The following is a 14,830-nucleotide window of genomic DNA, read 5'->3' as shown; positions in this document are numbered from 1 at the left end:
GACTCATGCGGAGACAGCGCTGGACGGCTCTTCTGCTTTTTGCGGGACTGACAATCGGGGTCGGTCGCGTCGGTTGGGGACAGGGTTTCGCTCCCGGAGCCATTGCTTCCGGGGAACAACGGAGCCTAAACCCTTTGGTACCGGCCGATTCGGAGATGCAATCGTTTTACAATCCGGATATGACCGGACCTCAAGGTGCGGGGCCAACTTTCCAGATGGCTCCCGGATCAATGCCGCATCCCGGTGGGTATTGCCCACCACCCGGACCATACGGTGCCGGTGGACCAGGCCCGATGGGACCGATTCCCTCCAACAGCCCGATTATGGCGGGTCAGGGAGGCGGACCGGGACCCGGACCAGACAGTAACCCTTGGCCGAAGAACTCCTTCTTCGATTTTGATTTTCAACAACACATCAACAAAGATGGGTTGTGGTTCTTCGAACAGAAGGGTTGGGGTCGGGACTACTTCGGCAACGCCGAGGTGTTCTTCGCCCGTGTTCGGCAGCCGAGCGATGCGATCGTCGGGAGTATTCCCGTCGCGTTGCAACAGCCATTCTTCGACCAAGGTGGTGCCCGGTTCCCGGTCATCTCGTCGAACGCAATGTTCAATTACGTTCAACAAACGGTGACAGCGAACGATACCAACCCTGGTGAGGAAATTCGGGCCGACACGATCTTGGTCAACGAACGTCGTGCCGGTCATGTGCCGATCGATCAGACAGACGAAGAATGTCCGGATGAATACCCTTACGAACTTGGCGGCAAATTCCGCTGGGGTTGGGTGGAGCCGGCCGGTCATGGGTTCGATGTCGGTGGTTACTTCATCTCGCAGTCGAACTGGTCGTTCTCGCGGGGGTTTGATCCGAATCCGCCGTTCAATGGCGAGGATTTGGTGATTACAGCCGCCCTTGCACTCAACGACGGAACCGATGACGGCGTGCTGGTGCCTTATGACCGCTTCTTCGGAATTCAATTTGAATCCCAGTCGGCGAGTATCAACACGGCGTTCCGTATGACGCCGCTGTACAAGAACGATTGGATGAACATTAAACCGCTGGTCGGGCTACGGTATCTCTGGATTGGTGAAGCCTTCCAGATCGAAGGTCGTGACAGTGGTGGATCGGCTACGTTCGACGGTAGTGGTCCGGTTCAGGTTGACACTTATACGCAAGTGGTCAACCCCTACGAAACGCAATTGCGATCGGAAATCACCAGCCATCTGTTCGCTCCGGAAGCTGGTGTGAGTTTCGACATCGGTGGTGATAACTTCAAGATTCTCGGTCGCACAACACTTGGTTTGGCGGCGAACTTCGAGGAACTGAAGCTGTCCGGTTTCGGTGTGGGTGACGGGTTCAACGATCCCAATTTCATCCAGAACCGAGTGGTCAGCGAAGAACGTGATCACGTTCGACTCTCGCCAACCGCAAGTGCCGAAGTGATTCTCGAAATGAACATTGTGCCCTTTATTCCGCTGCTCAACCGAGTCTCGATTCTCCGCGAGGCGAAGATTCAAGGCGGCTACAATGTGCTCGCAGCTTACCAAATCCACCGGCCACAGAAGTCGATCGAGTACAACGGTCAACCACTCACTCCGACGATTCGTGAGAACGACCGCGATCGCTGGTACCTTAGCGGTTACACCTTGGGGATTCACTGGGACTTCTAAACCGAACAACAGTCCTACGTGATCCGGTGAAAGCAGACGGGACGCCCCAAGACTCGAAGCCCAAAGCATGAGACTGAATGAAAACCCGTCAGATTACCTGACGGGTTTTTTTGTTAGACAGGTCAAACTCGGTGAGCGGTCTTTTCGGAACCCCATTTACTCAGTATAGTTCCCGACCGCAAACGATTTCGACAAGGAGGTCGAACCATGCGAATCGCATTTTATGAAGACGAGCGAGTCAAGGATTTGGCTCCACTGACGCTCACAAGACCCGCGTACGAATTGTTGTGTGGGCGGTTCAGTGTTCGCGAACGTTGGCAAGACCATCTGTCGACCAGTTCGGAAAAGCCGGAGTGGTTAGGGTTTGTTCGACCCGAGTTAGCGGCCGTTTGCCGGGAACGAAACCCGGAGGTCGTCGTCAATGATTTTGTGGGCCTGCAATACGAATCGACGTTGCTGATCAACGGGCGATGGATCGATTCCCCCGCCGACGCATTGCAGTTGACCAACAACGAAGTCGGCATGGTCAACGGGACCATCGTGGCTCTGCGGATTGATCCGGAAGAGGCAATTCTCCTCACCGAGGAAAACTTCCTCGATGCGATCACCGATCTCGCCGAAACCCGTCAGCCGCGGGAACTCACTGGATGCGTCGCCGGTCGCCCTTGGGATTTGGTCAGCCATAACAGCGATCAACTGAATGCCGACTTCACCGGTATTGATTTCGATAGCGGACGCGGCACGTTGGGGCAACAAGTCGCGATTATGGGATCACGCGAGATGGTGTTCGTCCATCGCACGGCTGAGGTGCATCCGTTTGTGGTGCTCGATGCCCGCAGCGGACCGATTTCGATCGATGCCGACGCCGTCGTGCAACCGTTCACACGCATTGAAGGTCCCTGCCACATCGGCCGTGGTTCGCAAATCTTCCGCGCTCATATCAAAGAAGGTAGCAGCATCGGCCCGGTCTGCCGTGTTGGTGGGGAAGTCGAAGCCAGCATTCTTCACAGCTATGTCAACAAGTACCACGATGGGTTCTTGGGGCACAGCTATGTTTGCCCTTGGGTGAACTTGGGAGCGTTATCGACCAACAGCGACTTGAAGAACGACTATTCCAACGTCAACGTTCCGATGCCGGACGGGCTGATCGATACCGAAGATTACAAGGTGGGTTGTTACATCGGCGACCATACGAAAGCGGCGATCGGGAGTTTGTTCAACACGGGATCGTGCATCGGTGTGATGTGCATGATTCTTCCCGGTGGCGAACTGTTGCCGAAGCATGTGCCCTCGTTCGCGCGAATTTGGCATGGGGATCTGTGCGCGGGTTGGGAGATCAACCGTTCGCTTGAGACGGCTCGGATTGCAATGCAACGACGGGGTCAGGAATTGACCGCCGCGGAAGAACAGTTGCTCCGCCGGATCGAACGCCAAACCTTTGCCGAGCGGGAACACGCTTTACATCGTTGGGAAGCCAAACAGGCGGGTATTCCTGCCTAGTTCCAATGGCTTCGTTTATTCGACTTTCCGAATCCGTTTCTCTATGATGTCCGAGACACTCACCACGAAGCGTCTTGCCAGATCGAGGCCTGCGGCAAGCCGATTTCACCGTGTGGCCGACTCCGATAAAGTCGGCGTCGCGACCAACAATCGAGAAGACGACACGGTGAGACTTCGACGCGAGACCAACCACTCGCTGGGGTGTAAGTCCCGATAACGGAGCGGGTTATGTCGATCAATATTCACAATCAACGCCTTGACAAGGCAACTAGGGAGATTGCTGTGAACCATGTTCTTTTCGGAGCGCCCCGAATCATCATTGGCAGCAGCCTGGCGCTTTGGATGTGCCTCGGATCAATCGCTTTCGGCCAATGGAGCACCGGTCCTGCTCCCGAGGTCTACTTGATTCATCAGGGAGCGGCGGAAGTGCTCAGCGATTTGAAGGTCGTGATGGACCTCACCGCACCCGAAGAGCAAAAGCAGTACAAGAAACTGCTCGATCACTTGGAACTCACGCTGCCCGGCGTCGATCGTGACCGACCGCTGCGGACGGACCTACTGCTCAATCCAAAGCCGTACCGCATGCGAACTTGGATTCCGGTCTCCAACGAGCGAACCTTTTGGCGTAACAACCTCATGCCCAACGGCATCGGGCAACAAGCGCAGGTGATTCCGGGTCTCATCTACAAACTGAGCGGCAACGTTTATCCCTATTTTCTTTGGCTCGAACATGGGTATGGACAATTCGTTGAAGTCCATCAGGAAGATGGGGATCAAGTCGTCACCGATTTCGTTGCGATCAAACCCGCCGGCCAAGGTGGTCCTGGCGATCCGATGAACGCGTTGGCCGCAAAAGGGTATGAGTTCGGTCTCGAAGGAACCAACAAACCTGGCCACATCGAAGACCGTGAGAAACTCTTCTTCGGACCCGATGGTCATAAAGAATCGATTCTGGCGACCCACCGCAAGCTTAAGACCGAAGAGCAGGATCTCTACGATCTCAATCACTTGGCGTTTTCGGTGCAACTCGACGAAGTTGGCCGAATCTTCACCCAAGGCCAGCATCTGGTCGTGAACGGACTTCTCGACGAGGACCGCAAACAAGGGATCATGGATGCCAAGTTGGTCGCCCTGCCCGGCACACCATTGCAAGCCTCCATGGAGAGCATGGGGAGCAAGACAACTCGGTTCGCAACCATTCCCCGGTCTGCCGAGCCTGTGCTCAGTTTGCGGATGAATCTGTTTCTCGACGAAATGCGACAACGTGGCTACTTGGCGATTCTCGATCAACTCCGCAAGGTCGCCATTAACGGAATCAATACCAAGTCGCAGCGAACTGCCGCCCAGAAAACGGCATTGGTCACAGCAGCCAACCAAATGTACGGACTCGCGCAGAAAACACTCTCCGCCGGTTCCGCGATTGGCATGATCGAAATGCAACCCGATGGCCAATACCACACCGCCGTCGCCGCCATGCAAGTGGCTAACGGCCAAGATGCCATGGAAATCTTGAAAACCCTGCAAGGAGCCGGCAGCGATCTGGAAGTGAAATTCGATGTCGCCAAGTTTGGAGACGTATCGGTTCATTCCTATGACCTCGATTCCTCAGTCCGGGAAACTTACAAAGCTCTGGTTGGCACCAACACGATTTATGTCGGCATCGAAGCCAACGCCGTTTGGCTCGCCGGTGGACCGAACGCGTTGAAAGCACTCGAAACCGCCATCGGCCAAGCACAACCGACTCAGGGAACCGAAGAGTTCTTGTCCATTGCCGGTCGATTCGGGCCCTGGTTCGCGGCTCGTCAGAAAGTGCAAGGTGACAAACTCGTCGAGCCGTTCCGAACGCAACATCGTTTGGCTGTCGAAGCCGCTCAACCGGGCGACGATCGGTTTAATCTGTCTCTGAAGCGAGATGGTCAGGACCTTCTCGCCAAGGTGAATCTGGATTCCGGCGTACTTCGCTGGCTAGGCAAATCGCTCGCACACATGGCGAAAGAACAGATTCCTGAAAAGTAAGCAGCGACTCATCGCCAATCAATCACCGGTTGATTCCACATCGACCGCCTGGTGATTCCCTGACAGTTCTTAGACCACCGTGATTGTTGCGAAGTCAACAATCACGGTTTCTTTTTAGAGTGACTCGATCAAGCTTTGTACGATAGACGACACTCTATAGAATCAAACAATCGGATTTCCATTCGATCCTTAGGAGATCAGGATATGGTGTTGATTCGCAAGTTGTTCATCAAAAACGACTTGTGATATATGTCGAGCGGTCGATTCCACCTTTAACCGCAAACTTGAAGAAAAATTTTTGGCTGTCAAAACTCCTGGCACCGGGATTGCGACACGTTCTGTTGTTCGGAACAAGTCCCTCTAACCAGGAGTATCACTATGCTGAAACTGATTTCAAGTTTGACCTTGGCTGCTCTCGTCGCAGCCCCAATGAGTACACAGGCCGAAGAAACAAAAGAAACCAAAAGAGCAAAACGAAGCGCGTCTCGAATTAGCTCGAACACGGTTATTGGCTCGAACGTCAACGACGCCAGCGGCGAAGCAATCGCTGATGTCAACACGATCATCCTCGACCGAGAAGGCAATGTGCATTACCTCGTCGTCGGTGTCGGTGGTCTTGCCGGTGTCGGTGAAACCGAGGTTGCTGTTCCTTGCAAAGCTGTCAAAGCTCGATGCATGATGGAAGACGACGAAAAGGTCTGCAAACTGACCTTGCCGATGTCTGCTGAGCAATTGGAACGAGCACCGGAACTCGAAGGCGACCAATACGCCGAACTGACAGACAAGAATTGGCGTGAACGAAACGCAAAGTTCTTCAACTCCGACGCCACTGAACTGACCAAAAACAACATGTTGTTGGTTAGCCAACTGACGAACCTCGACGTGACCGGATCGAACAACGAAGAGATCGGCGTCTTGGATGCTCTGATTCTGAACCAAGAATCCCGCAAAGCTGAGTTCGCCATCATCGGATATGGTGGAACTTTGGGTGTTGCGAAAAGCTACACCGCTGTGCCTTTCAAAGCATTGAAGATCGTGCGAACCACCGAAGGTGAGTTGCAAGCTTCGCTCAATGCAACTGAGAAGACATTGCAAGCAGCTCCAAAAGTCACGCCATCGAACTACGCCGAATTGGATCGCGAAGTCAATCGCAATTCAATCCATGAAGCTTTTGGCGACGCTGACGAATAATCCTGTCGCTGCACGCGATTGATAATCTGAACGAAGAAAACGGCTCATGGGACAACCATGGGCTGTTTTTTTATGCGCACTCCTCAAGAGTGAATCGCGTCATGATCTCACAACCGCCCTGACATTCCCCTGAACCGTTTCTTTTTGGGAAGTGTCTCGCCAGAATGGACAGATGTTTTCATGCAGTCGTGTTGAGTTTATGGGGCGAGTTCGAAAACCGATCTTCACTCTGTGAGAACCCAACGCCAATCGCGACAGAAAAACAAGACGGGATCTCGCTGTAAAGAGGGGGCGGTCATGGGGTTTGCGTCCATTGTGGACACGATGCTGGAAGAAGGTCGCGTGGGCGTGACCGGTCCCGATCTTCCCGATGATGTCACCGATGCCGCCGCGGTTATCGAGAACTTTGAGGCCCGGTATCGGCTCAACTTGCCCGGCGAACCGCCGCAGTTGTCGATGGCCGTCGCGTTGTGGGCGGTGACACGATTCTATCAAGCCTGTCAGTACCTGATGTTTCGCGAGATTGATGCCAACACGGTCACGCAAGGTCTTGCTATCCCCTGCCCGACCGCGGAGACGGCTTCGGTTCACTATTCCGTCGATCTGTTTTTCCGTTTTCTACCCGATCTCGACACCCGGGTGCGTGCTGCCAATGCGGCGGATGTCCTCGCGGAATCGCTTCAAAACTTGGCGAACCGTTGGCCGCTTTCGTCGGTCGGAATGAAGAAGGTTTCGCCGACGCATCTCGACGAAGTTTTCACGCATCCCAGTTTGCGGCTGATGTATCGGGATCGTGTGTTGTCCCAACAGGATTGGTCACGACTCGATCATGAACCAACTCGCGTGCTTGTGAACGAAGCCATCGGCGGACACCCAGAATTGGCTCCCGAGGCCGTCTCTGCAATTGCCGACCGATTCAAGGAATCTCCCCCCGAATGACGACCGAACTCACCGACGAGAACCGCGAACAAATTCGCCGGTTCAACGAAGATGTTTTGCAATCGCTGAAGCAATCGTTCGTTGGCAAAGACGAAGTGATCGACTTGCTCGGTCTCTGTCTGATCGGCGGCGAAAATCTTTTCATTCTCGGCCCACCAGGGACCGCGAAAAGTGCGTTGGTGCAAGCTCTCGCCCGTCGGATTGATGGCCGTGTTTTCGATTACTTGCTCACGCGGTTTACCGAGCCAAACGAATTGTTCGGGCCGTTCGATATCCGCAAACTTCGTGATGGCGAACTCGTCACCAACACCGAAGGTATGCTGCCCGAAGCGGCCTTCGTCTTTCTCGATGAACTGCTCAACGCCAACAGCGCGATCTTGAACAGTTTGTTGATGGTCCTCAACGAACGGGTCTTCCGTCGTGGTCGGGAAACCCGAAAACTTCCAACGCTGATGGTCGTCGGTGCGAGCAACGGACTGCCGGAAGACGATGCCCTCGGTGCGTTGTTCGACCGGTTTCTGCTTCGCGTTCACTGTGACAACGTCTCGCAAGAGCAACTCAACGACGTACTTTCCGCCGGTTGGCAGTTAGATGCCAAAGCCCCCGCCAATACGTCGGCCGCGATGACGGTTGATGAAATTCTCGGTTTGCAATCGCTGATTCATCATGTGGATTTTTCGGAGGTTCGGCCGGCGTATTTGGAGTTGGTGCATCGGTTGCGTCATGCGGGGATTGCGATTTCGGATCGGCGTGCGGTCAAGCTCCAACGTTTGCAGGCGGCGAGTGCCCTGCTCTGCGGTCGGTTGACGGTTTCGCCATCCGACCTGTGGATCCTTCGGCACATTTGGGACACGGAGGAACAGCAAGACGTCATCAGCACGATCGTGCAGGAAACACTCGACCGCACCGATTTCGATGAGCAAACGCACGCCCGTGCTCAGCAATCCGACACGCCCAATGTCGAATCCTTGGCGACGGATCTCGATCGGCTGGAGAGTCGCATTCAGGGGAACGGGCTCGACGACACCAGCCGCGTGTATGTGCAGGACCAACTCGGTGTGCTTCGCGGGCGGATTCAATGGATTCCCGATGAGCAACCGCGAACATTTCTCGAACAGCGATTGGAGCAACTTTGGAAACGACTGGAACTGTCGGAGTGACGAAACCCAATCGGTTTGCCATTCGTTTGCCGCTTGAGGATCGAGGGCAATTGGGACCGGTGCGGACGTTATCGGGATTGACGGTTTGTGTCGTCGATGAGTGGTTGTGGCTGCGTTTGGACTCGACAGAAATGCCGGTGTCGCTGCGAAGTTTGCGACGTGGTGAAGTCTTCTCCGTACTCGATGACGGCGGACTCGTGCCATGGGGGCGGCAAGTGCCGGATGGTTATCTTCCAGACGGACCTTGGCAGCCGCTCGCGACACATTGGGACATCGAATGGCCGATCGCCGCCATACCAGCCGCGATTCCGAACCGAGTTGTTCCGCAGTTGGTTCGCAGTGAAACCGTTCGCGAACCTAACGTCCTGCAAACGCATCTGACCGCTTGGATGGCGTACGCCCTCACCGCACCGCAAATCCGTCTGGACCGTTGGCACTTCGTGGTGTCTCGGGAGGATACCGATGAAAATGGTCCCCTCGTGCTCGTTCGCGGAACACCGTTGCCACCGATTCCCGGCACGCAGTTCGTCGAAGAAGATGGCATTGCGGTTCCTTGTGGGTGGCATTGGTCGCCGGCGGTCGATACCGATGTGCTCATGCAAGCCTTCGGAGTTGCACCACCGGATTTCATTCTGTGGACTCCAGACGGACGCTTTGAACACATTGCCGCCGAGGACTTCGTGCGAGCCACGCGGTCGGCGGTGCGTCGCTCCGTTTCCGAGTCACCGACAATTCCCAAAGACGAACGCCCAGCATGAACACCGACGTGGAAGCGATCCGCAATTACCTTCGTCCGGCTTCCGATTCGTTCTGGAAGTGGACCGAAGACGGCGAGGCGATCGTCTGGAAAGATGACCGCACGATCGCGTTTCGTCAGGAAGTCGTAGCCGTGTTATCGCGATTGCGGTCGAACGAGTTGCCACCATTCGCCTCGATTGTGATGTTGCTCGCCGCATGTCGGAATTCGTGGCCGAAGACGGAGGAACAACTTGCAGTGTTGCAGGGCACCACATGGGATTGGCTTCATGAGTACCCCGACAAACTTGGCAGTATCCACGACCTACCGCCTTCACTTCGTAACCACACATCGGTCAAAGCCGAACTGGCCGCGATGCTCTTTGAATCCATCCCGGCGGCGGCATTGGCATCCTTTCAGAACGCGACATCGGTGGCGCAGACCCTGAAGAACGGATTCGCGGCTGATCTGTTGACGGATGAAGATCGGGCGCCCGGACCGAACCACAAGTCCATCACGGGATTGGAAGCGTTGGTTCACGGGCTCGAGACTGTTCACGTTGATGCGGATGCTCTCCGTCTGCGGATGGAAACGAGTTTGGAACAGGACGTACTCCCCGTGGAGTCCGGTTCACCGCCCGCCAAGTCCATTCGGGAGTTGTTGGAGGAACTTCGCAATGACGAGGAACTGGCTGGGATGGTGCGGTTGGCTCGGAATTTATTGGCCGTCGTGTCGTTGCCGCGACCGCTGGCCGACCGCGATGAAATGCCGATTGGGGGTGTGTCGGACATCAGCAATCGCGGCACACTCGATCGGTTGCTGATCAGCGAGCTGGCGCAAGATGACGACACGCTCATGATGCGGGTCGCCATGCGGGAGGCGTTGTATCTGCGTCGGGAAACACCACCGCGAAACCCGCCGCGAAGTCGTCGGATCATCGTGGATGCCGGGATTCGGTTGTGGGGTGTGCCGCGAGTGTTTGCGACGTCGGTGGCGTTGTCACTTTTGGCGATGAGCGATCCCGAAGGTCATGTGAACGTGTTCCGTCCCGACGGTGACAAACTTCGTCCCGTGGACTTCACTACCCGTGACGGATTGATGGAACATCTCCACGCCCTGTGCCCGGAAATCCATCCCGGATCGGCGTTACGTTCCCTGTCCGAACCCGATGAACCGGACACCGATACCATTCTGATTACCGCCGAGGATGTCGCCAGCGATCCGGAATTTCAACAAGCGCTGTCATCGCTGCCGGTTCCGATTCCGTTTCTGATGACGATTTCCCGCGACGGGCGATTCCAAATCTTCGAACGCACGCCGTTTGGTACCAAACGGATTCGGGAAGCAACGCTTTCTCTCGACGAACTCCTTGCCCCAACCGAAAAGCCACGGTTGCCGTTGGTGGACGAGAAACTCAAACGCTCCGAGGACCTACCCGCGATTTGGAAGGTCACACCGTTTCCGTTGCGATTGTCGCATCACATTCGACCGGAAAACACTTGGCGGGTGCGGAATTATGGAGTGTTGTCGATCACCAATGATCGGCGGCTCGTGCGCTGGGATCGACCGTTGTTGGGCGGTCGGCAACTCGCCGACAATCTGCCATCACGCCGATTGCACTGGTGCCGCCTCTTCGCCGAAAACGGTGTCACGCAATGCGTGATTGGTGACCCCGGCCAATCAAAACTTTGGCTTGTGACCATTGACCTCGATACCGATCTCGTCGCCGTCACAGTGTTGCTGACCACTCAAACCGCGGTTCGCGGCGTCTGCGAGTACACCGGCGTGTTGTTCGTCATCTACGGGAACTCGGTGAGCGCGCATTCATTGGTCGATGCCCGGTCGCTCACCAAGGTGGAGTTACCAAGTCCGCTTCGTTGGCTCAATGGGCGATATTTCATCGGGCGAAAATCGTATTTCGCCGTGTTCTATGACGGCGACCAAATTTGGTTTGAAACAATACTCGACTTCAAGGATTTGCCACCAACTCCCGAGGCGCACCTTGTCAGGATCTTCGATGTGGAAGGGGAATCCGGACCCTTCGGCTTGATGTTGAAACCGGCAATTTTTCGAATCGCGGACCGACACCGGTTTCCACTTTCAAAGCCATTGAAACCCGTACGTGAGGTCAAACGAATTTCGCACGATGGTCGACGGCTCCTTGTGAACACGGGAACCTCGCGGCATCGCGGTGATGCAAAACTGTGGATTGTCAACACGCGAAATCAGGAAGTCTCACGGTGCGGGTCCGATCCGGGTTTTTCGCTAGATCCGGACATCCGCCAAGTCGTTCGGCAACGCGATGTTCGCAAGAAGTTTCACGCGATCGGCTTACTGACGGAACAAAGGAAATCGGAAAACGGACTGTTCATGCTATTCGGATCGAGCGGGCCGATGGTACTTGGATTCTTGAGGAAGGAAACGACGAAGTTGATCATCCGCAAGTATCACGGACTCACTGTACCCGACGGACGAGATGCGTTCTTCAGGCCGCATGACACACCGCAAGATGTTCGCATTCGGCTGAAATTCGCAAGTTTTTCGGATGGAAGCCAAGTCTTTTTGGATTCGCGGGGGTTGCTGCACCTGCGGAGTAGCGACCGAAGCATTCCGGAAGCGACCATCGTGCTGACCGATTTCGAACTCGCCGGTTGGTCGAGCGATGGCCGCATGTGGGGGCCACGGTATTACCTGGGCCACCATTCGGCGACCGATCCGGAAATCATCGTCAAAGAAATTCTTCGTCCTTTCGTGAAACGGATTGTTGGATGAACGAAACATTGCAACTTCGCTTCACACCGCAATCACAGCGTGAGGCGTCTGCCTGGTTTGTACCGGGGGCTGATGCGTCGGCTTGGCTGGCGGAGATGGTTGCTTGGGGTGTGCCCTCATCGGCGATCCGGGTCCGCATCGTGCCCCGCTCACGAACGGATCGCACACCGATTGGGGTGTTAGCGAGTGTGCTGTCTTCGACTTTGCCCCGAGTTTCGTTTCGGTGTCATGCGTATGGTGAGATCGCGGGGAAGTTGTATGTGCCGGTCGAAGCGGAACTCCTTCCTCAAATGACGGATGCGGAGTTGCAAGGTCATTGGCCAAGTGACACGGAATTCGTGTGGCATCCGCAAGCCGGTTTGGTCGCGTTCGATCCGGGCGATCGTCTCACGCTAGCCGACCTGTTGCAACCACCATCGGAAACGAATGCCGATTGGTCGGGAGCCGATCCAGGCGTGTCGTACAGTTCCCGATTGAACACCGTTGAAGTCGTGCGGCCGCTCGATGTGGGATCCTTCATGCAGGAGTCGCGGGGTGACATTGGGACGCAATCGAAATCGCTCGATCAACTTCCACCGAGCGACAATGAACGATCGGCGGGTATGGTGCAGCGGACCTCGAATTATCTGATGCGACCGCTGGCATCGTTCGCCAAATGGATTGCCGACCAAATTCCCGCGACCGCCGGTCAGGCGACGATGTGGAATTGGTTGGAAGCATGGGCGTCTCACGTGCTTTCACCGGAATGGCAAGACAAACGCCAGAAGGAACTTTCCCGGTTGATGCAGATGTTGCAGTCCGATCCGGATCAGGGGTTACGGTACGCGTTGCCGATCGGTGGAGATGCACCGCGGGGTGTCGCTCCACCGTCCCGACGATTAGGGGAACGGAATGTGGACTTTCGGCTGTCCGGTGGCGGCGGACCTGGGGATGTGTGGGATGTGTCCGCCACGATGCAGCAGCAGTTGATGGCTCGTTATCGGGAGTTGGCCGACCGAGAAATCCGACAGGGACGGCATCGGCGGGCGGCATACATTTACGCGGAACTTCTCGGCAATTGGGCGTTGGCGGCCGCCACACTTCGGTCTGGCGGATACTTTCGCGAAGCCGCCGTGGTGTACGAAGAACGCCTCGGAAACTCCGTCGACGCCGCCGCGTGTTACGAAGAAGGCGGACATTGGAACGAGGCCATCGCAATCTACAAACGCCTCGGAAACATGGAAGCCGTCGGCAGGATTTACCGCCGACTCGAACAACACGATGCCGCGGACCATGCATACATAGAAGCGGCTTCGTTCTATCATCAAAACCACGATTATCTCCGGAGTGCGAAACTTTTTGAGACCGAACTCGGTGATCCGGACATGGCCCTCTATGTCCTTCAGGATGGTTGGCTATCGTCGGTTCAGGCTCGCGAATGTTTGAAAGAAACGTTTTGTTTGCTGGGACGAACCGGGAACCATGCGAATGCGGCCAAGTGGATCAAGGAACTTCAAGAGCAAGTCATGCCGACGGAACCAACGGTGTGGCTAGCAACCGTTCTGTCGGACGCCGCCAATAACTATCCTCAGGAAACAATTCGGGAACTAGCAGCGAATGCGACGAGGTCGGTGGTTTCTCGCAAGTTGATGGGTTCTCGATCTAACCATTTCTTGCCGGATCGACGGCTGTTGCAAGCGATTGAAAAGTTGGTTCCGTCGGATCGGTTGCTCAGTCGCGATTGCCATCGGTATTTGCAGATTCAAGAAACTCAGCAATCGACGAAACGGCGTATCACCAAGCCGAATAGCCGAGTTGTGCGAACTCGCTGGAAGGAATTCTTGCCAGGGGTTGATTGGATCGATGCCCAAGCCACCAACCACGGGTTCTACGCACTCGGTCGGCAAGCGGGCCGCATCGGCACGTCGTACACGGGTTGGGAGGTTCTCGATTCGCGACCGTATCGGCAAAATTGGAATCGACAACATTGGAATCGACAAAATTGGAATCGACAAAATTGGAATCGACAAAATTGGAATCGACAAAATTGGAATCGACAAAATTGGAATCGACAAAATTGGACCGACATCGCGAAAGACCCCAATCGGCCGATTTTGTTGGCCGTCGCGCGGAATGAAAAATCGAATGTCTGGTTGCACGTGATCGGCTTTGATGGTGGACGGCCACTGGGATCTCGGGTCTACGATCGAGCGGTTCCGAGTGCTCCCCCTTGGGCCACCGCGACGACGATTGCCATCGCCCAGACCGCACATGGGGAATCGGTGAGTCTGTCGGAGACGGATTTCGGGTACGAGTTGGTCCGGTTTTCACCGGATGGCACGCCCATCAAATCGCATTCGATTCCTGTCGTCGAAATGACACCGGTGCCCGACTTGGACGATTGGGAGGATTTGCATCCAGCCGGCATTCCCCGGCATGCGCGGAAAGAGGCGGCATTTTTTGGGATGGGTGATTTCGTTTTGCAAACCTCGCCCAACGGCGGAATCATTTGGCATCGATTTGAGGAAATGGTGACTTCGCTCAGCGGATCGACACCCAATTCCCGTTTGCGTTTGGCGGTGAGTCTGGCCAACGGCGGCATGGTGATGTGGCCAGACATCACACGCAGACAAGTTTTCGGCGAAACACTGAGAGCGCCGCAGACGACGTTCACGTTGTCGGGTCATTTGGTGGCGGCTGATGAATCTCGAATCGAGGTCTACACCACCAACCGAAGCCAACTCAAACGGATCGCCATCCTGGACAGCCTCGCCCATCCCGTTGCGGTGATGCCGGTCAGAACGAACGAATTCGCGATTCTCGACCGCCAATCGAATCTGTCGCTGTACGAAATCAATCAGTGATGACGA

Annotated in this window: 9 protein-coding genes; all 9 read left to right on the top strand. The window is 55.5% G+C overall.

Annotated features, from left to right (window positions below; genetic code table 11):
- Positions 1-5: 5 nt before the first annotated feature.
- The 9 genes from G6R38_RS23605 (at position 6) to G6R38_RS23565 (ending at position 14,824) form a co-directional block, all read left to right on the top strand.
- Entirely contained in the window at positions 6-1,667 is a 1,662-nt protein-coding gene (locus tag G6R38_RS23605; protein ID WP_166831249.1) for a hypothetical protein, read from the top strand.
- 207 nt (positions 1,668-1,874) lie between these two features.
- Positions 1,875-3,167: a putative sugar nucleotidyl transferase gene (locus G6R38_RS23600; RefSeq protein ID WP_166831248.1), complete on the top strand. Its 1,293-nt coding sequence runs from the start codon at positions 1,875-1,877 to the stop codon at positions 3,165-3,167.
- Between the two features lie 282 nt (positions 3,168-3,449).
- Entirely contained in the window at positions 3,450-5,183 is a 1,734-nt protein-coding gene (locus tag G6R38_RS23595; RefSeq protein ID WP_166831247.1) for a hypothetical protein, read from the top strand.
- 378 nt (positions 5,184-5,561) lie between these two features.
- Positions 5,562-6,374 (top strand): PRC-barrel domain-containing protein, encoded by an 813-nt coding sequence (locus G6R38_RS23590; protein WP_166831246.1) that lies wholly within the window; start codon positions 5,562-5,564, stop codon positions 6,372-6,374.
- Between the two features lie 297 nt (positions 6,375-6,671).
- Positions 6,672-7,313 (top strand): hypothetical protein, encoded by a 642-nt coding sequence (locus G6R38_RS23585; RefSeq protein WP_166831245.1) that lies wholly within the window; start codon positions 6,672-6,674, stop codon positions 7,311-7,313.
- Complete coding sequence (locus G6R38_RS23580; RefSeq protein WP_166831244.1) at positions 7,310-8,473, top strand: AAA family ATPase; 1,164 nt, start codon at positions 7,310-7,312, stop codon at positions 8,471-8,473. The genes G6R38_RS23585 and G6R38_RS23580 overlap by 4 nt, the downstream gene beginning before the upstream one ends.
- Complete coding sequence (locus G6R38_RS23575; protein ID WP_166831243.1) at positions 8,470-9,231, top strand: hypothetical protein; 762 nt, start codon at positions 8,470-8,472, stop codon at positions 9,229-9,231. Before G6R38_RS23580 ends, G6R38_RS23575 begins: the two co-directional genes overlap by 4 nt.
- A complete protein-coding gene (locus tag G6R38_RS23570) occupies positions 9,228-11,981 on the top strand; it encodes a hypothetical protein (protein WP_166831242.1) in 2,754 nt (917 codons plus the stop codon). The genes G6R38_RS23575 and G6R38_RS23570 overlap by 4 nt, the downstream gene beginning before the upstream one ends.
- Positions 11,978-14,824, top strand: coding sequence for a tetratricopeptide repeat protein (locus tag G6R38_RS23565; RefSeq protein WP_166831241.1), 2,847 nt, complete (start codon positions 11,978-11,980; stop codon positions 14,822-14,824). The genes G6R38_RS23570 and G6R38_RS23565 overlap by 4 nt, the downstream gene beginning before the upstream one ends.
- Positions 14,825-14,830: the final 6 nt, after the last annotated feature.

Origin of the sequence: Thalassoroseus pseudoceratinae (assembly GCF_011634775.1) — a bacterium.
In the GTDB taxonomy this organism is placed as follows: Bacteria; Planctomycetota; Planctomycetia; order Planctomycetales; family Planctomycetaceae; genus Thalassoroseus; species Thalassoroseus pseudoceratinae.
Note: the sequence above shows the minus strand (reverse complement) of the source record. Positions and strands in the feature narration are given on the sequence as shown.

Excerpts from the sequence above, each read along its gene's own strand:
- G6R38_RS23605 (WP_166831249.1), top strand. The coding sequence starts at position 6 with ATGCGGAGACAGCGCTGGACGGCTCTTCTGCTTTTTGCGGGACTGACA.
- G6R38_RS23600 (WP_166831248.1), top strand. The coding sequence starts at position 1,875 with ATGCGAATCGCATTTTATGAAGACGAGCGAGTCAAGGATTTGGCTCCA.
- G6R38_RS23590 (WP_166831246.1), top strand. The coding sequence starts at position 5,562 with ATGCTGAAACTGATTTCAAGTTTGACCTTGGCTGCTCTCGTCGCAGCC.
- G6R38_RS23585 (WP_166831245.1), top strand. The coding sequence starts at position 6,672 with ATGGGGTTTGCGTCCATTGTGGACACGATGCTGGAAGAAGGTCGCGTG.
- G6R38_RS23580 (WP_166831244.1), top strand. The coding sequence starts at position 7,310 with ATGACGACCGAACTCACCGACGAGAACCGCGAACAAATTCGCCGGTTC.
- G6R38_RS23570 (WP_166831242.1), top strand. The coding sequence starts at position 9,228 with ATGAACACCGACGTGGAAGCGATCCGCAATTACCTTCGTCCGGCTTCC.
- G6R38_RS23565 (WP_166831241.1), top strand. The coding sequence starts at position 11,978 with ATGAACGAAACATTGCAACTTCGCTTCACACCGCAATCACAGCGTGAG.